The sequence below is a fragment of the Actinomyces gaoshouyii genome, assembly GCF_002072175.1.
Taxonomy (GTDB): Bacteria; Actinomycetota; Actinomycetes; order Actinomycetales; family Actinomycetaceae; genus Actinomyces; species Actinomyces gaoshouyii.
Window position 1 is genome coordinate 361,818 of record NZ_MVIV01000001.1, and the last position, 16,555, is coordinate 378,372.

The following is a 16,555-nucleotide window of genomic DNA, read 5'->3' on the forward strand; positions in this document are numbered from 1 at the left end:
TCTCGTGCCTCTTGCTCACCACTGGTGGATGTCGATGTTGTACAGGCGCTGCAGGTGCTCGGCGCTGGCGGCCGCCTCAGCGGCCAGATCCGGATGGGTCAGGATCGTGCGCTTGAGGAAGGGGGCGCCCGAGGCGATGATCCCCTGCCAGGCGCGGATCGTGGGGTTCTCATACCCGGCCCCGATATCGGTCCCGGTCACCCATTCGTCGATGGAGTAGGCCTCGGAGAAGGCGAGCCTGGACAGGCCCAGCTCGTAGGCCATGACGACGTCCTCCTTGGTCGGCTGGACGCGGATGCCGTCGAAGAAGCGCACCCAGGCCCGCTCGGCGAGGATCCCTCCTCTGAAGGACAGGAAGTAGCTCTGCATATGCCGTCCGAACTGGTAGGAGGTCGTCAGGCAGCGGATGTCGGGGCCCGGGGGCTCGGCCGCCCACTCCAGGAGAGTGTCGATGGGGGCGAAGGGCCCGAGCATGGAGTCGTTGGTCAGCAGGACGACGGGCTTGGACCGCACACCCGGGATCCAGCCCAGCCCGGTGGTCCAGGAGCCGAAGTCGTAGCCGAGGTTGGGGCGGCGGATGACGACGGTCCGCTCGGGGATGCCGTGCGGGAACTCGAGGGGCTCGCGGCGCTCGCATGTGGACACCACGACGGTGACGTAGCCGGAGGCGTCCAGGGCAGCCAGGTAGCGGCTCAGGGAGAGCGGCTGAACCGGGGTCGCGGAGTACTGGGCGACGATGGCGACCCGCTCGGCGGCGTCGACGGTGCTCCGCTCGCCGCGCTCGACGTGGATCCGGCCCCGCGTGACGTCGACGACGCGCGGCCCCTCATGGGAGGCCTGGCCGTGCTGGGCGCGCAGGAGGCGCCCCGGAAGGGGGCTCACCGGGGAAGCCTCATGCGGATAGCCGACTTGACGAGCCTGACCGGGGCGGTGAGGTGCCAGGAGGTGGAGTGGCGGATGTCGCTGAGCTGCTCCCAGGCGCCGTCGAGCTTGCGCTGCATGATGCGCTGCTCCTTCTCCAGGCGCTGGATTTCGGCATGGAGTTCCCCGGCCTCGGCGTGCGCGTGGCGCAGGGCGGCTCGCAGGCGGCGGATCTCGTCATCCTGACTGATGGTCATCGGTCCCCCTCGTTCAAGGACTCGGACTGTTCGGCCTGGGGCGCCCCTGCGGCCTCGACGCTCAGGGCGGGGCTCCAGCGGCCCTCGGGCATGGTGATCAGACCCGGCTCGTCAATGACTCTGCCCTCGTGGATGAGGAGCTCGGTCTGGCGGTCGGAGTAGTCGTAGGTGGCGCCGTCGCGCAGGAAGCAGGTGGTCAGCCACAGGCGGCCGGGATGGAGGACGACGGGGTCCATCGCATAGTCGACGAAGCCGTCCTCGCCCGCTCTCAGGTTGTAGAGGTACCCGGCATGACGGGAGTTGGGACCGGAGATCATGACCCCGCCGTCGGTGATGAAGGCCAGGCCGAGCTCGACGTCGCGCAGGTCCTTGCGGGCGTGGACGTGGATGCGCAGGGTGGCGGGCCTCCCGGTGGTGAGGAAGGGGACCTTGTTGCCCTCGCCGTCGAAGATCTCGACGCCGGTCATGCGGCACTCCCCCGAGCCCTGGTTGAGCCGGAAATCCTTGTCCGCCTCCCGCTCGGCCTCGGTCTGCTCGGCGGCGCGCTTCTCCGCCTCCTTGGCGTTGACGGCGGCGATGTAGGCCGAGACGCCCTCGTCGGCGGGACCGATCATCTTGACGCGGCCGTGGTCGAGCCAAACGACCTCGTCGCACATCTCCTTGGCCAGGGACAGCGAGTGGGTGACCAGGGCGATCGTGGTGCCGTGGTCGCGCAGGTCGCGCATGTACTCGAAGCACTTGCGCTGGAACTCCTCGTCGCCCACGGCGATGATCTCGTCGACGATGAGGATCTTGGGGCGGATCGCCACGGCGACGGCGAAGCCCAGGCGCACGGTCATTCCCGAGGAGTAGACCTTGACGGGCTGATCGATGAAGGCGCCGATGTCGGCGAAGTCGATGATCCAGTCGATGGTGGACTCGATCTGCTTGCGGCTGCGCCCCAGGATAGCGCCGTTGAGGAAGATGTTCTCGCGCCCCGTGAGCTCGCCGTGGAAGCCGGCTCCGAGCTCGAGGAGGGCGTCGACGCTGTCCGAGACGGTGACGGTGCCACTCGTGGGGCGGTAGACGCCTGCCAAGAGCTTGAGCATCGTGGACTTGCCCGAGCCGTTGTGGCCGACGAGCCCGAAAGTGGTTCCCTTGCGAATCCTGAAGGAGACGTCGTCGAGGGCGTGGAAAACGCGCTGCTCGGAGGTGGCGCGCCCGCGCACGAAGCGCTCCTTGAAGGTGGAGCGGCGATCGGCCTGCATCTCGAAGCTCTTCGAGACGCGGTCGACGACGATGGCGTATTCCTCCGGCCCGGAGCCCCCGGGGGTGGTGGGCGCGGAGGCTGTCTCGATCATGTCAGCGCTCATCTCAGATCATCTCCCCCAGGTCGGCGCCCCACTTGCGGGCCACGATGCGCGCCCCGAGGTAGGCGAGTCCCGCCCAGGCCAGGCAGGCGGCCCAATGCGTCAGGGAACCGACCTGCCCCATGTAGACCAGGGATCGGAAGAGCTCGATGTACTCGGCGACCGGCATGTGCTTGACGACGAACTGCAAGGGGATTCCCCATTTGCTCTCCGGCACGATGGTCACCACATAAATGATGGGCGTGGCGTAGAACATGAGCTGGAGGATGACTCCGACGAGCTGGGCGAGGTCGCGCATATAGACATTGCCGATAGCCAGGATGACCGCGATCGCCTGGACGAAGACGACGATGAGCGCGAGGAGCACGGGTACCAGCAGCCATGACCAGTCCAGGAAGCCCAGGAGGGCCAGGACCACCATGAGCAGCCCCGCCTCGATGGCGCTCTGGATGCCGACGGCCAGGCCCGCGCCGAGCACGGGTGCGTAGGCCGGGAAGTAGACCTTCTGGAGCAGCCCTCCGGAGGACAGGAGCCCGTTGATGCCCGCATTGATCGAGTTCTGGAAGTAGCCCCAGATAGTCAGGCCGGCGAAGAGCCACAGGGCGAACTCGCCGATACCGCCCGTACGATTGTCCAGTGCCGGGGGGCGCATCTTGAACAGGCCGCCGAAGATGACGGCGTAGATGCCCAGGGTGACCAGGGGCACGACGAGGGACCAGAGCCAGCCCAGCAGGGTGCCGTTGAACTTGGCCTTGAGATCCCTCTGGCCGAAGGCGTTGATGAGGCTCGCCTGCTGGCCGAGGGTCAGGGGTGCCCTCACGTCGATATGCTCCGCCATGGCCTCACTCATCCGGGTCCGGGTGCGAATCCGCCGCCCTGGGAGATGGCGACTCGAAGGCTCAGTCTAGACCAGGCTCGGTGCCGCGCGGGCAACCCGGCCTGTGCGTCCGGCTACGGCCGGCTCGGTCAGGCGATCCAGGCGCCGGAGGGCGCGAAGCGGTAGGTCCTGCCGTCGATCCGCTGCGCACCGGTGACCATGAACCCGGCATCGGGGCGCAGGTAGTACCAGCTGCCGCCGATGCGGTGCCAGCCGGTGGCCATGCCTCCCCAGTCCTCCGCCAGGTAGTACCAGCCCCCGTTGATGAACCGCCAGCCGGTGGCCATGGCCCCGTTGGAGGGATCGAGGTAGTACCAGTCGGGGCCGACCTTCTGCCAGCCAGTGGCCATGGCCCCACTGGAATGCAGGTAGTACCAGCGGCTGCCGTCCTTCTTCCAGCCGGTGGCCATGGCTCCGCTGGAGGGATCGAGGTAGTACCAGTCGGGGCCGACCTTCTGCCAGCCAGTGGCCATGCGGCCAGAGCCGGGCGAGAGGTAGTACCAGGTGGAGCCCTGCTCGAGCCAACCGGTGACGAGCTCCAGGTCGTCGGTGTAGTAGTACCAGGCGCTCCCGGACCGAACCCACCCGGGCCTGGGTGCGGGGGCGCCGCCCATCTGGGTGGCGGCGATGGAGCGGATCCGGTCCATGCGGGAGTAGCCGACATCGCCCGGGCACGCGGTGTTGCCGACATCGCGGTGGGCGAGGATGCGGGGCAGGGAGACGACCTGCCCGGCGGCGTACTTCTCGGAGGAGTGGATGGTGAAGTCCGCCCAACCGTCCGCATCCGTCACCCCGCCACGGGCGAGGAACCAGCCGGCGAGCCTGCCGACGCGGTCGAGCTGGGCCTGCGTGGGGGCCACGGCCGAGTAGTCGCCCATCATGGAGATGCCCATCGTCCCGGTGTTGGCGCCGTAGGCGTGGCCGCCCACCGCCATGGTCCCGGGCGCGGAGTCGAGGGTGCCCAGGCGGCCCTCGTAGACGGTGCCGTACTTGTCGACGAGGAAGTTGTAGCCGATGTCCCCCCAGTCCAGAGTGACCGAGTGGTAGTGGTAGATGCCCTGGATGATGCCCATGGACTGGGCGGCGGTGTAGTTGTTCGTCCCCGCGGTGTGGTGGACGACGACGTGCTTCGCGCTCGCGTACTCGACGTCCCAATCGGAGCTGGAGGAGGCGCCCCAGGCCGAGCGCGGGGTGACGGCGAAGGGCAGGCCGGCGACGGCGACCGCTCCGGCGATGCCCAGGAGCGCTGCCCCCGCCCCGGCGGCGCCGGCGCCCGCGAGCGCGGGAGCGGGGGCCTCGATGGTCCCAGCGGCCCGGCGGGCAGTGGCGGCACGGTCGACGGGCGTGGCGGGCGCGGTGACGGACTCGAGCTCGGAGGTCTCGATGGTCTCCTCCGAGCCGCTGGGGGCGTCGGGGATGAGATGGAGGCGCAGGCCCGCGGGGATGGATCGGGTGTCGTCGATGACGAGAGCGGCCTGGACGGCGTCGGCGCCACCGGTGACGAAGGGCTCGGTGCCGGTGGATCGGGCGGGGCCCGAGTCGCGCCCCCCGGCGCTCTCGACCTCGAGGAGGTGCCAGGTGGACCACTCGCCGCCCTCGCGCACGCGCAGGTAGGCGCTCGCGCCGTCGGGCAGGCCCCCGCCGTTCCAGGTGAAGCCGGCCACCACGAAGCCGTCGACGGCGAGCGGCTCGGTCAGGAGGGCGGCGTCGCGCTCGGGGTCGATGTCGGAGGAGGGATCCGCCGTTGCCAGGGGGAAGTGGGCCGCTCCGACACCGGTGCCAGAGGCGGCGGGCGCGCTGCCAGCCGGGCCGGGGGCGGCGGGCGAGGCCTTGAGGCCCGCCCGGGCGAGGGAGGTGAGAGCACCGTCCCCCGAGGTCAGCTCCAGCACCTTCGCGGGGGCGCCGTCGGAGGGAAGGGAGAGGGTGCGGGTCGGGGCCGCCGCGGGCGCAGTGGACGCCGCGGACTCACTGGCAAGGCCGAGGGCGATCAGGGGCAGGGTGGACATCATCGCGAAGGAGCGGCGGCTGAGCATGGGGTCCTCTCGTGTCGCGCCACCGGCACAACAGCGCCGATGTGACGATTGGGGCGAATGAGACTATTGGGATCGGCTTGACACCCTACCCGCCCCCAGCGCCCCTCTTCACTGTGAGCCTGGCGACGCTCATCGAAATGCAATGCTCCGCGACGCCTCCGCGGCTCCGACGGCCCGCGCCGCTCGCCCCACGGGGCTGCGGGCCCCACCCCGCCAAGCGCCGCGCCCGGGGCCTGTGGCATGATGGCGGGCGAAAGAATTCGGCGTTTTCACGGCATCGCACTATCCCATGCCTACTGGCCGAGCAGTGTCGACCACGGAGTCCCTCATGAACGTCCTCATCACCGGTGGCGCCGGCTTCATCGGCGCCAATTTCGTCCACCAGACCCTCTCCCGCTACCCCGACGCGCGCGTCGTCGTTCTCGACAAGCTCACTTACGCGGGCAACAAGGGCTCCCTGGCGGATGTGGCGGACCGCGTCGAGCTCGTCGTCGGCGATATCGCCGACATGGACACGGTGGACCCGCTGGTGGCGGACGCTGACGTCGTCGTCCACTTCGCCGCGGAGTCGCACAACGACAACTCCCTCAACGACCCCTCCCCCTTCATCCGCACCAACCTGGTGGGCACCTTCACCCTCCTGGAGGCCGTTCGCCGCCACGGGACGCGCTTCCACCACGTCTCCACCGACGAGGTCTACGGGGACCTGGAGCTCGACGACCCCGCCAAGTTCACCCCGGAGACGCCCTACAACCCCTCCTCGCCGTACTCGTCGTCGAAGGCGGGCTCGGATCTTCTCGTGCGCGCCTGGGTGCGCTCCTTCGGCATCGAGGCCACGATCTCCAACTGCTCGAACAACTACGGGCCGTACCAGCACATCGAGAAGTTCATCCCCCGCCAGATCACCAACCTCATCGACGGCGTCAAGCCGCGCTTGTACGGCGCCGGCGAGAACGTGCGCGACTGGATCCACGTCCTGGACCACAACGACGCCGTGTGGGACATCATCGAGAAGGGCCGCATCGGCGAGACCTACCTCATCGGTGCCGACGGCGAGAAGAACAACAAGGAGGTCGTCGAGCTCATCCTCGAGCTCATGGGCTACGACACGGACGACTACGTCCACGTCAACGACCGCCCCGGCCACGACATGCGCTACGCCATCGACAACTCCCGGCTCGTCGAGGAGCTCGGCTGGAGCCCGAGGTTCACGGACTTCCGCTCCGGCCTGCAGGCCACCATCGACTGGTACCGCGACAACGAGGCCTGGTGGCGCCCGCTCAAGGCGGAGGTCGAGGCCAAGTACGCCGCCCAGGGCCAGTGAGACCCAACCCGTAGGACGTGCAACCGCCTCCACGCTGTGAGGGTGGGCTCCCCTTCTCGGGGAGCCCACCCTCACAGCGTCAGACGCCCAGTCGGGCCCGTCCGGTGCCACCAACCCACGTCAGTCCCGGGCCAACTCCTCCTGATCAGCCGCAGGCGCCCTGAGCGCCGCCCCGGCCGCACTCGCAATCGCTCGATGACGGCGCGTGCCTGGCGGTCGTCGATGATGGCGACACGCCCATCATCTTCGCCAGGGCAGCGGCCCTGTCGTGTCCCAGACGAAGATCTCCGTACTCGGCGAACTGCTCATCTCAGTGCTCACGATGACAGAACACCGAGCGTCATCTCCGCCGCGCGTCGGGGCGTGACAAGCTGACGGTCAAGGGCCCGGGCGCAGGCCCGGATCCACGCCGGCGCCAAGCCCGGCGGTACGACGTCCTCCCGGGGCCGAGCCCCGAGAACACGGTAGAAGTCCGCGTCGACGGGGGTCGTCGTCGCGTCGATCGACGCCAGATCGAGGCCCGCCCCCTCAGCGACCCTCATGAGCAGGGACCACGAGACCCGGTAGTCGCCCGCCAGGCGCACCAGCGTCTCGCGCGACGGGCTCTCGTCCCAGGCGCGGCGCACCGCGGCCTCGGGAAGGAGGAGCTCGGCGGCGAAGGCGTCGACCAGCTCCTCCGCCTCGCGCGGCGCCGCGTAATGGCCCGAGGCCTCGTAGGTATCACCTGCGAGGTGATGGCCGATCTCATGGGCCAGTGTCGCCCGCCGACGACCGGGCTCGACGTCGGCCCCGACGAGCGCGACACCGAGACCCGGCTCCGGGGTCAACGACCTGCCGTCGATGTGCGCCGGCGTCGTCCGGGCCCACAGACCCAGCCGGGAGGCGACATCGGTCATGTCGCCCAGGGGCTCGCTCCCCACCCCAAGGTACTCGCGCGCGCGACGCGCCAGGTCCTGGGCCTCCTCGCGGGAACTGAGACCGGAGCCGCCGAAATCCAGCGCCACCGGCTCGATGAGCCCCGCCTCCCGCAGCTGGCACAGGTCCCTCCACGCGCGGTCGAGGTCGATCTCCGCCTGGACCTCCTCGCGCTCGTCGGGCAGGACGGCCTCTTCGACCGGCCGGCGCGCTGCCCGGACGTCCGGAGTGGGACGCGCGACGAGGTCGATGAGGTCCACATCGAGCGCCTTGGCGATCCTCATCAGCTCGAGCGCCGAGACCTTGCGCTCACCGGACTCCGCACGGGACAGGGCCGTGCGCTCCAGACGGCACCGGTCGGCGAGCTGTCCCTGATCGAGCCCTCGGCCCCGGCGGATCCTCCGGATCTGCTCCCCGAGCTGAGTGAAGTCCGTGACCATCTCCATATGTGCGATTTTCGCACACCCCTGTTCACCGCTCAAGGCGGAGGCCGGGGCCGAGGACGCCGCTCGGCGCCAGCAGGGCCAATGAGACCGGTGACGGGCGTCAACCGCAGGCGGTGATGCGCCAGAGCGTCGCCGTGGACCCGGCGCCCGACGGCGCGGAGTCGACCTCCTCCAGGTACTCGTGGGGCACCTGGTCCATCCGCCAGCCCCACAGTGGTTGGCGGCCGCCCCCGGTGGCGCCATCGGGATGGGCGTCGTCGGAGTAGTAGTGCGTCACCCCGCGCTCATTGAGGATCCGGCACACCTCGGGGTCGGAGCCGAGCTGGTCGAGGTGCTCCCCCAGCCACTCCAGCTCCGGGCTGATCGGCAGGAGCCGCGTGGGGTAGACCGTGCGCACACCGGCCACGCTCCACAAGTAGGCGCTCCCGTTGGACGGGTTGCCTATGACGAGCGCATCCGCGCCGAGCTCCTGGGGAGCGCGGCGGATCATCGCCAGCTCCGCATCGGAGAGCATCGTGCCGTAGGAGATGCGCTCCGGATCGTGGACAGCCTCCATGATCTCCGCTTTCAGGCCCCACCTCCAGGCGGGCGCGAGGACGAGGGAGATCGCGAGCACGGCCAGCGCCATGCGCTGCGGGACCGATGCCAACCGCCCACGCCATCCGGTGAGCGGGCGCCAGGCGCGGACGAGGCCGCGGGCGCCGAGCGTGGCGAGCACGAGAAGCCCGATCGTCACGAGGACGATGATGCGGGCCCGTTGGGTGTACCACGGCCCGGCCAGTACGCGCAGGGGCCACTGGGGCCCTGCGGCGAGGAGCAGGATGAGCGCCGCCGCCCCGGTGCCGATGGACCATAGGCGCGCCTGCCGGGCCTCGCTGCCCCGGACGCCCCGCCATGCCCCGACCACGGCGATGAGCGCCAGGGCGAGCACCAGGGCGTTGCCCGGGATGTATGGGGAGAAGCGGGCGAGCAGGGGGTGATCGGCGGCCAGCGCGTAGACGGTCTCCGCGAGGTTGCTGGGGGGTCGCTGGTAGGAGAAGACATCCGTCAGCGAGCTCCGCACCCTCCAACCGGCCCCGACCACCAGGACCCCACTGGCGGCAACGGCGCCGATCAGAGTGCTTCGGCCCCGCCCGCCGCGGCGCCAGGCCGCGGTCACCGGGCCCCAGAGGCCGCCGACCGCCAGGGGCCCGGCGAGCACGGCGAGGTTGAAGGCGCCGGCGCCGTGCGCACCGACGACGCCGACAGCGCCCAGGCCCGCCAGCACGAGGGCCCGCGCGCGCCGTCGGCCGCCCACGGCGCCGGATCCGCAGGCGCGCGTCACCAGGGCCAGGCATCCGGGCAGGAGGCACAGGGACAGCGCGTAGGGCCACACACTGGTCAGCAGGAGGAGGACGGAGACCACGGAGCCGGACAAAGCGGTCCCCAGCCCCAGGAGCGCGCCCGCACCCCGATCCTCCTCGGGGCCCGTGCGCCCGAGGGTCTCGCGTAGGAGGGCCGCCATGCTCAGTGGCCAGATGGCTGATGAGAGCACTACGACGAGCGTGTTGGAGCCCTCGATGACCCCGCCGGGCAGGAGAGCGGCAATGGCGTGCCACAGCATGGGGTAGTAGATGCGCTGGCCGTCGTAAAGCGGCCAGGTCCCTCCGAACGGGCTCGCGTCGCCCGTCAGGCGCACGAAGGCGGTGGCGGACAGGTGGTAGATGGAGTCCGAGGCCTGCATCGGGGAGTCGAGGGCCCCGGTTGAGCGGATCACTGGCACAGCGGTCATGAGCGCGGCCAGCCCCAGCCCCGCGCACAGCGCGGCCCGGCCCTGAGCATCGAGAGAGGCCGGGCCGAACGGCGGACCGGCGGTACCGGGCGCCAGGGGCGCGCGTCGCGCGAGCAGGCCCGCCGCCGCGCACGCGGCCCATAGCCAGCCGACGGGGCCGATGAGCAGGTGGGCGCGATCCCAGGGGATCCCGAGGGGTTGGGCCAGCGTGCTGCCCACGGCGAGGATCCCCGCGGTGATCGCGGGCGCGGCGCCCAGTGCTGTCACACCGCGCAGTCCCCAGGCCTGGGAGATCGACCAGCCCGGGATGATGAGCCCACCGAGGGCCGCCACCGCGATCGGCGGGGCGGCCGCCCACGAGGCTCCGGCACCGCCGCCCAGGAGGGGCATCAGGGCGAGCAGCGCGATTCCCACCAGCGGCAGGACGACCACGCGGATCGCGGTGGGCCCGATCCGAGCCGCGCGATGGGCGCGCCGGGAGCCGCTCATGGGGTCCGTCCCTCCTCGTCGCAGGCGGTGATGCGCCACAGTGTCGCACCATCGACGTCGGCGACCCTCACGAAGCCCTTCGAGGTATCGACGTGCTGGAAGCCGGGGTAGAGGGCGTAGGTCTCCGGGGGCAGACCCGGCTGCTCGTAGTACAGGGGGATTCCGCCCCGGGCCCTGATGATGCCGCAGACCCGGGCATCGGCGCGGATCTTCGAGAAGTTCTGCGCCAGGTACTGCTGCTGCCAGTTGATGGGGGCGCCGTAGTGCCGGTAGTAGGAGGTGCCGTCGGTGAGCGCCGCCGTGTAGGAGGCTCCCGACTCCGGGGAGCCGTAGACCACGGCTCCGTTGAAGGCATCGTGATCGCTGCCGCGCATGGCCCGGGCCTCCTCGGGATCGAGCCACACGTAGTGCATGAACTTCTGGAAGGAGTAGTAGCTCCAATACTCGGACGATCCGGTGCCCGCCCTGATGGCGGGAATGGCGAGGCAGATCGCCGCGCACAGGGTGAGGATGGTGGTCGCGCGCGGGGCGCGGAGAACCCGTCCGCGCCAGGAGCGCGTGGGCCGCGGTCGGATCCCCCGGATCCTATCGAGGATGATGCCGAGCTCCTGGACGCAGGCGGCGGCGAGTACGCCGTCGATGAGCACGATGAGGGTGAGAACCCTCAGCAGGTCCCGCCACCAGGCCCCGGTGAGCGCGCCGATGGCGGGGTCCGTGGAGGAGGTGGTCAGGGCGAGGACCACGAGTGTTCCCCAGACCGTCAGCATCGCCCAGCGGCCGCGCACGGCCATGAGTATGGCCCCGACCAGTGCAAGGGCGCCGACGAGCTCGAACCATCCGGTGGCCGGCTGGCCCTCGATGGGCTCGAGGAGCAGGCTCATCGAGGCGGTGCGCCCCAGGGTCCTGCTCTCCTCGGGGTAGGCCGCCATGGACTGGAGCACGGGCAGGCGCATCATGATCGCGATGGGGGCCAGGCAGGCCAGGCAGGCCGCCGCGCGCAGGAGGCGCGCCCGCAGCGCGTGGGCGGTTCCCGACTCCCCTCGGATCGCGGCGCGCGCGAGCCCGACGGCGCCGAGCACGCACAGCACGATGACGAACACCTGGCCGCCGCCGGGGTGGGCGGCGGAGATGCCGCCCAGGCAGGCCAGGCCGAGCGCGGCGCGCAGGAGCTGCTGACCGATGCCCCGGGGGCGCAGGACGGCGAGCGCGGTCACCGTCCCGATGAGCAGCTCCACCGACATCGCCGCTGCCAGTTGGGCGTTGTAGAAGACCATGTAGCCCGGCATCCACATCGTGGTGGAGGCCAGGAGGGCGGCGAGCGATGCCGCCCACCAGCGCAGTCCGGCGGATCGGGCCAGGAGCACCACCATGAGGGGCAGCAGCATGGCGCCCAGGGAGATGAGGGAGGCGCTGAGGATGAGCGCGGGGTCGGCCAGGGGGCGCAGGACCGCAGCGATGGCGTGGTAGCCGTCGGGGTAGATCGCCCCGTTGATGGCCCGCGACGCGCTGATGATCGAGGCGTTGCCGGTGCGGTGGATCTCCTCGATGAGGTTCATGTGCAGGACGGAGTCCCGATTCTGGTGGACGGCGTCCACGGCCCCCATCTGACTCGTCAGGGCGAGGATGTGCGTGATGGCGGCCGGCAGGGCGGCCAGGATCGCGGTGATGAGGAGGCGCGGGATCCCGCCTCGGCGGCGCGCGCCCCGGGCGATCCTCTCGACGGCGTCCTTCGCCCGGGGCCCATCCGGCTCCTGGGCGGCCCTGTCCCCGTCAGCGCTCTCCGACTCCCCGGGCTCGGCCTCGTCCGCCGCCTCCCCCGCGTCCGGGGCCTCCTCCTGGGAGGCTGCCCCGACCCGGCCCACGGCGGCAGCACGGGCGGCGAACCGGCGGCGCGCGCCCCGGGAGAGTGCCGGGCCGGCGAGGATGAGCGCGCCGAGCACGATCTGCGTTCCGGCGCCCCATGGCAGCACGAGGCCGATGAGGGTGACGATGAGCACGGTAACGGCGGGGCCGGAGGCGAGCGCGGCCAGCGGGGCCAGCCCCAGGGAGCGCAGGAGGATGGCGCCAGGCGCGACGATCAGCGCGGTGAGCGCGACCGCGAGAAGGACCAAGGCACTCCAGTCCACTGGGCCTCCCTCACCGCATTCCGGGGACTCAACCCTGTCGATCATAGACGGCCGACAGCGGAGCGCGGCCCATCGACGACGAGCAGGCCCCTGATCCCACGCGCGGTGAGGAGCATCGCGGGGATGGTCACAATGGCATGATCCGCGCCTCCTGGAGGCACCAGGTCGAGACGATCTGGCGCCCCGGCCAACCCTGATCCCCGGCCCGGGCCCGGGCCCGCATGAGCGGCACCGGCCTCAGTCCAGGCGCTGGCCCCCGCCGATGGTCAGACGGGGCGTGCCCGTCCACCTCTCGGCGTCGGTGGCGCTCCGCCCGTCGAGCAGGAGGCGGATGCCGGGCAAGTCGGCGGGGGTGAGCCCGGCGTACTCGGCGTGGTCGGCCTGGACGATGGCGGCGTCGACCTCCTCGCCGAGGTGGTAGGGGACCCAGCCGAAGGCGGCGAGCTCGTCGTCGGAGTACATGGGGTCGTGGACGCTCACGACGGCGCCGCGAGCCCGCAGTGCCTCCACGGTGGGGAAGGCCCCGGAGAAGGCGGTCTCCTTGACGCCGCCCCGGTAGGAGGCTCCGAGCACCACGACGCGCAGGCCCGCCAGGTCCCCGAGAACCTCCTCGGCGCGGGTGACCACGTACTCGGGCATGGTGGCGTTGAAGGCCCGCGCGGTGCGCACGACGGAGGCGTCGGGGTCGGTGGACAGGTAGAGCCGCGGGTAGACGGGGATGCAGTGTCCGCCCACCGCGATGCCGGGGCGGTGGATGTGGGAGTAGGGCTGGGAGTTGCAGGCCTCGATGACGCGCTGGACGTCGAAGCCGCATTTGTCGGCGTAGACGGCGAACTGGTTGGCCAGGCCGATGTTGACGTCCCGGTAAGTGGTCTCGGCGAGCTTGGCCATCTCGGCGGCCTCGGCGCTGCCCATGTCCCACACGCCGTTGGGGCGCGGCAGGTCGGCGCGCGCGTCGAAGTCGAGGACCTGCTCGTAGAAGGCGATGCCGGCGCGGGTGCCGGCCTCGGTGAGCCCGCCCACGAGCTTGGGGTAGCGGCGCAGGTCGGCGAAGACCCGGCCGGTGAGGACCCGCTCGGGGCTGAAGACGAGGTGGAAGCCGTGCTCGCCGTCGCCCTCGACCAGGCCGGAGATCCTCTCGATCATGGGCTTCCAGCGCCCGCGCAGGGTGCCCACGGGCAGGGTGGTCTCGTAGGAGATGAGGGTGCCGGGGCGCAGGTGCTCGGCGAGCGAGGCGGTGGCCGCGTCCATGAGCGCGAAATCGGGCTCCCAGGTGGCGTCGTCGACGAAGAGCGGCACGACCAGCACGACCGCCTCGGCGCCGGGGATGGCCTCGGCGTAATCGGTGGTGGCCCTCAGGGTGCCATTGCCGGTGGCGGGGCTCAGGGCGGCGAGCTTGGCCGCCAGGTGGGCCTCGCCGGGGAAGGGCTCGCGCCCGGCGTTGACGGCCTCGACGGTGGCGGGATTGACGTCGACGCCGATGACCTCGTGGCCCTTCTCGGCGTACTGGGCGGCCAGGGGCAACCCGATCTTCCCCAGGGCTACGACGGCGATGCGCATGATGATCCTTCCGTGCCGGGCGGCGGCTATCACCGTATGGTAAGGCCTCCCCGCGCCGCTGCCGGCAGGCGGTTCCGCGACGTCGGGCGACGGGCCGAACCACTCCTGAGCACGGCGATCCGCTCTCACGTAGGATGATGGGGTGCCCCAGCGCCCATCGCGCCCCCCGCGCATCCTCGTCCTGTCGTTCTCCCCGATCCATTGCGACGCCCGCGTGCTCCGGGAGATCCAGGCGCTCTGCGAGGTCGGCGAGGTGACCTCCGTGGGGTACGGCCCCGCGCCGCCCCAGGTGGCCAGGCACCTGCGCGTCCCCGACTCCGCCCCCTCCCTCCCCCAGACGCCCATGGGCGTGTCGCGCCTGGCGCTGCGCCGCCTGCGGGCGAGTGAGACGGCGGCGCCGGCCGCGAGGGCCGCCTTGCGTCTGGTGCGCGAGGCCGGGCTCGGGCGCTTCGACATGGTGGTGGCCAATGACGCCCGCTCGATCCCCACGGCCTTCGCCATCGCCGATGGGGCGCCGGTGTGGGCCGACATGCACGAGTGGGCCCCGGAGGAGCGCACGCATGTGACGAGCTGGCGACTCCTGGTCGCGCCTCTCATGGACCACATCTGCCGCGCCTACCTCCCGCGCTGCGCGGCGGTGACCACCGTGGGCGACGAGATCGCCGGCCTGTACGAGCGGCGCTACGGCGTCGCGCCGCGCCTGGTGCGCAACGCCGCGGCCTTCGCGGACCTGAGCCCCAGCGAGCCGGCCCCCGGCCGCATCCGCCTCGTCCACTCCGGCGGGGCCGTGCCCGGGCGCGCCATCGAGGCGATGATCGACGCCGTCAAGGCCTGCGATGACCGCTTCACCCTCGACCTGTTCCTCGTGCCCGGCGGTGACCGGGGCGCCTACCTCGACCGGCTCAAGGACCGCGCCGCCGACTGCGAGCGGATCTCCTTCCCCGCCCCGGTGGCCCCGGGCGATCTGCCGCGCGTGCTCAACGCCTACGACGTCGGTGTCTTCTGGATCCCGCCCTTCAACACGAACGCGCGCCTGACCCTGCCCAACAAGATCTTCGATTACGTCCAAGCGAGGCTGGCGATCGCGGTGGGCCCGACCGCGGAGATGGTGCGGCTCGTGGACGAGCACGGACTTGGCGTCCACTCCCGGAGCAATGAGACCGCCGATATCACGGCCACGCTGATGGCCCTCACGGTTCAGGACGTGGCCGACTACAAGCGCGCCTCGCACGCGGCGGCGCACGCGCTCAGCTTCGAGCGCGACAAGGGGACGATCCGCACGATCGTCTCGGAACTGACAGGATCACCAGCAGCAGCGCCGGGCCCCGAGGCGCCGGGCCCCGAGGAGGACTCCCAGCGATGAGCCGACCGGACACCCCCCGCCCCTCCCGGCCCTCCCCCGCTCCCGGGGGCTCGGCTCCATCGCGGCCCCCGCTCAGGGTCATGTCGGTGGTCGGGGCGCGGCCCCAGTTCGTCAAGCTCGCCCCGATCGACCGGGCCTTCAGCGCCGCGGGCATCGATCACGTCATCGTCCACACCGGCCAGCACTACGACCCGCTCCTCTCCGACATCTTCTTCTCCGACCTGGGGATCTCGGCCCCCGATGAGCATCTGGGCATCGGCTCGGGAACGCATGGGGCGCAGACCGGGGCGATGCTCGCGGCGATGGACGAGGTCATCACCGAGCGCGCGCCGCAGTGGGTGCTGGTCTACGGGGATACGAACTCCACGCTGGCCGGCGCCCTGTCCGCCGTCAAGCTCCACGTACCGGTCGCGCACCTGGAGGCGGGCCTGCGCTCCTTCGACCGCCGCATGCCCGAGGAGATCAACCGCGTCCTCACCGATCACGCCGCGGACCTCCTGCTGACCCCGACGGCCGTGGGAGCACGGCACCTGGCCGACGAGGGACTGGCGGCCAGGACCGTGGTGGTCGGTGATGTCATGACCGACGTGCTCCTGGATGTGCGCGACAGGGTCGCGGGATCGCCCTCGCCCATCGTGGCCGGAATGGGCCTGGAACCGGGCTCGTACTCCCTGGCGACCATTCACCGCGCGGAGAACACCGACGACGCCGGGCGGCTCGGCGCCATCCTCGACTCGCTCGCGGGCCTGGGCCATCCCGTGGTCCTGCTGGCCCACCCGAGGCTCGTGGCCAAGTGCTCCGAGCACGGGATCGCGCTGGCGGATCGCGGGAGCCTGAGAGTCCATTCGCCCCTGCCCTACCCCGAGCTCATCGCCTCGGCGCTGGCCGCCCGTGGCGTCATCACCGACTCCGGCGGCCTGCAGAAGGAGGCGTTCCTCCTGCGGGTGCCCTGCACAACGGTCCGCCCGGTCACCGAGTGGGTGGAGACGGTGGAGCTGGGTTGGAACGCCCTGGTCGAGCCCGGACCGGACCTCGTGCGCGCGGCATGCCGCCCCGCGCCCGACGAGCCCGCGCCCCAGGAGGCGCACCCTTACGGGGATGGGCGGGCCGCGGAGCGCGTGGCCGCGGAGCTCGCCTCCCGGGCCTGAGCCGCACAGCGGGGCTCCGCGCATCGCGCCTCGACT

General features: G+C 71.2%; 12 protein-coding genes. 3 read left to right on the forward strand and 9 right to left on the reverse strand.

Going from position 1 to position 16,555, the window contains the following annotated elements:
• Positions 1–15: 15 nt before the first annotated feature.
• From B1H50_RS01560 to B1H50_RS01580, 5 genes are all read right to left on the reverse strand, one after another.
• Positions 16–882, reverse strand: coding sequence for a rhamnan synthesis F family protein (locus tag B1H50_RS01560; RefSeq protein WP_080462025.1), 867 nt, complete (start codon positions 880–882; stop codon positions 16–18).
• On the reverse strand, positions 879–1,118 hold the full coding sequence (locus B1H50_RS01565) for a methyltransferase (RefSeq protein WP_080462026.1): 240 nt from the start codon (positions 1,116–1,118) through the stop codon (positions 879–881). Before B1H50_RS01565 ends, B1H50_RS01560 begins: the two co-directional genes overlap by 4 nt.
• Positions 1,115–2,470, reverse strand: a complete 1,356-nt coding sequence (locus tag B1H50_RS01570) for an ABC transporter ATP-binding protein (RefSeq protein ID WP_229657870.1) — start codon at positions 2,468–2,470, stop codon at positions 1,115–1,117. The genes B1H50_RS01565 and B1H50_RS01570 overlap by 4 nt, the downstream gene beginning before the upstream one ends.
• A gap of 1 nt (position 2,471) precedes the next feature.
• Positions 2,472–3,305, reverse strand: a complete 834-nt coding sequence (locus B1H50_RS01575) for an ABC transporter permease (RefSeq protein WP_080462027.1) — start codon at positions 3,303–3,305, stop codon at positions 2,472–2,474.
• Between the two features lie 128 nt (positions 3,306–3,433).
• Positions 3,434–5,377, reverse strand: a complete 1,944-nt coding sequence (locus B1H50_RS01580) for an N-acetylmuramoyl-L-alanine amidase (RefSeq protein WP_080462028.1) — start codon at positions 5,375–5,377, stop codon at positions 3,434–3,436.
• A 328-nt stretch (positions 5,378–5,705) separates the two neighbouring features.
• Here B1H50_RS01580 and rfbB point away from each other — a divergent pair, with 328 nt between their 5' ends.
• On the forward strand, positions 5,706–6,701 hold the full coding sequence (rfbB, locus tag B1H50_RS01585) for a dTDP-glucose 4,6-dehydratase (RefSeq protein ID WP_080462029.1): 996 nt from the start codon (positions 5,706–5,708) through the stop codon (positions 6,699–6,701).
• Between the two features lie 317 nt (positions 6,702–7,018).
• Here the strand turns inward: rfbB and B1H50_RS01590 are convergent, their stop codons facing one another.
• The 4 genes from B1H50_RS01590 to B1H50_RS01605 all read right to left on the reverse strand — a co-directional run bounded on the left by B1H50_RS01590 (position 7,019) and on the right by B1H50_RS01605 (position 14,008).
• Positions 7,019–8,062, reverse strand: coding sequence for a helix-turn-helix domain-containing protein (locus B1H50_RS01590; protein ID WP_080462030.1), 1,044 nt, complete (start codon positions 8,060–8,062; stop codon positions 7,019–7,021).
• A 100-nt stretch (positions 8,063–8,162) separates the two neighbouring features.
• Positions 8,163–10,322 carry a DUF6541 family protein gene (locus B1H50_RS01595; protein ID WP_080462031.1) on the reverse strand — a complete coding sequence of 720 codons (2,160 nt, stop codon included), beginning with the start codon at positions 10,320–10,322 and terminating at the stop codon, positions 8,163–8,165.
• Positions 10,319–12,448: a DUF6541 family protein gene (locus tag B1H50_RS09770; RefSeq protein WP_080462032.1), complete on the reverse strand. Its 2,130-nt coding sequence runs from the start codon at positions 12,446–12,448 to the stop codon at positions 10,319–10,321. Before B1H50_RS09770 ends, B1H50_RS01595 begins: the two co-directional genes overlap by 4 nt.
• Positions 12,449–12,685: 237 nt before the next feature.
• A complete protein-coding gene (locus B1H50_RS01605; RefSeq protein ID WP_080462033.1) occupies positions 12,686–14,008 on the reverse strand; it encodes a nucleotide sugar dehydrogenase in 1,323 nt (440 codons plus the stop codon).
• A 142-nt stretch (positions 14,009–14,150) separates the two neighbouring features.
• On the opposite strand from B1H50_RS01605, the gene B1H50_RS01610 reads away from it, so the two are divergent.
• Together B1H50_RS01610 and wecB are read left to right on the forward strand one after the other, a co-directional pair.
• Positions 14,151–15,371 (forward strand): glycosyltransferase family protein, encoded by a 1,221-nt coding sequence (locus B1H50_RS01610; RefSeq protein WP_080462034.1) that lies wholly within the window; start codon positions 14,151–14,153, stop codon positions 15,369–15,371.
• 80 nt (positions 15,372–15,451) lie between these two features.
• Positions 15,452–16,519 (forward strand): non-hydrolyzing UDP-N-acetylglucosamine 2-epimerase, encoded by a 1,068-nt coding sequence (gene wecB / locus B1H50_RS01615; protein ID WP_080462035.1) that lies wholly within the window; start codon positions 15,452–15,454, stop codon positions 16,517–16,519.
• Positions 16,520–16,555: the final 36 nt, after the last annotated feature.

Coding starts and splice junctions, on each gene's coding strand:
- B1H50_RS01565 (WP_080462026.1), bottom strand. CDS start 1,118: ATGACCATCAGTCAGGATGACGAGATCCGCCGCCTGCGAGCCGCCCTG.
- B1H50_RS01570 (WP_229657870.1), bottom strand. CDS start 2,470: ATGAGCGCTGACATGATCGAGACAGCCTCCGCGCCCACCACCCCCGGG.
- B1H50_RS01575 (WP_080462027.1), bottom strand. CDS start 3,305: ATGGCGGAGCATATCGACGTGAGGGCACCCCTGACCCTCGGCCAGCAG.
- B1H50_RS01580 (WP_080462028.1), bottom strand. CDS start 5,377: ATGCTCAGCCGCCGCTCCTTCGCGATGATGTCCACCCTGCCCCTGATC.
- rfbB (WP_080462029.1), top strand. CDS start 5,706: ATGAACGTCCTCATCACCGGTGGCGCCGGCTTCATCGGCGCCAATTTC.
- B1H50_RS01590 (WP_080462030.1), bottom strand. CDS start 8,062: ATGGAGATGGTCACGGACTTCACTCAGCTCGGGGAGCAGATCCGGAGG.
- B1H50_RS01595 (WP_080462031.1), bottom strand. CDS start 10,322: ATGAGCGGCTCCCGGCGCGCCCATCGCGCGGCTCGGATCGGGCCCACC.
- B1H50_RS01605 (WP_080462033.1), bottom strand. CDS start 14,008: ATGCGCATCGCCGTCGTAGCCCTGGGGAAGATCGGGTTGCCCCTGGCC.
- wecB (WP_080462035.1), top strand. CDS start 15,452: ATGTCGGTGGTCGGGGCGCGGCCCCAGTTCGTCAAGCTCGCCCCGATC.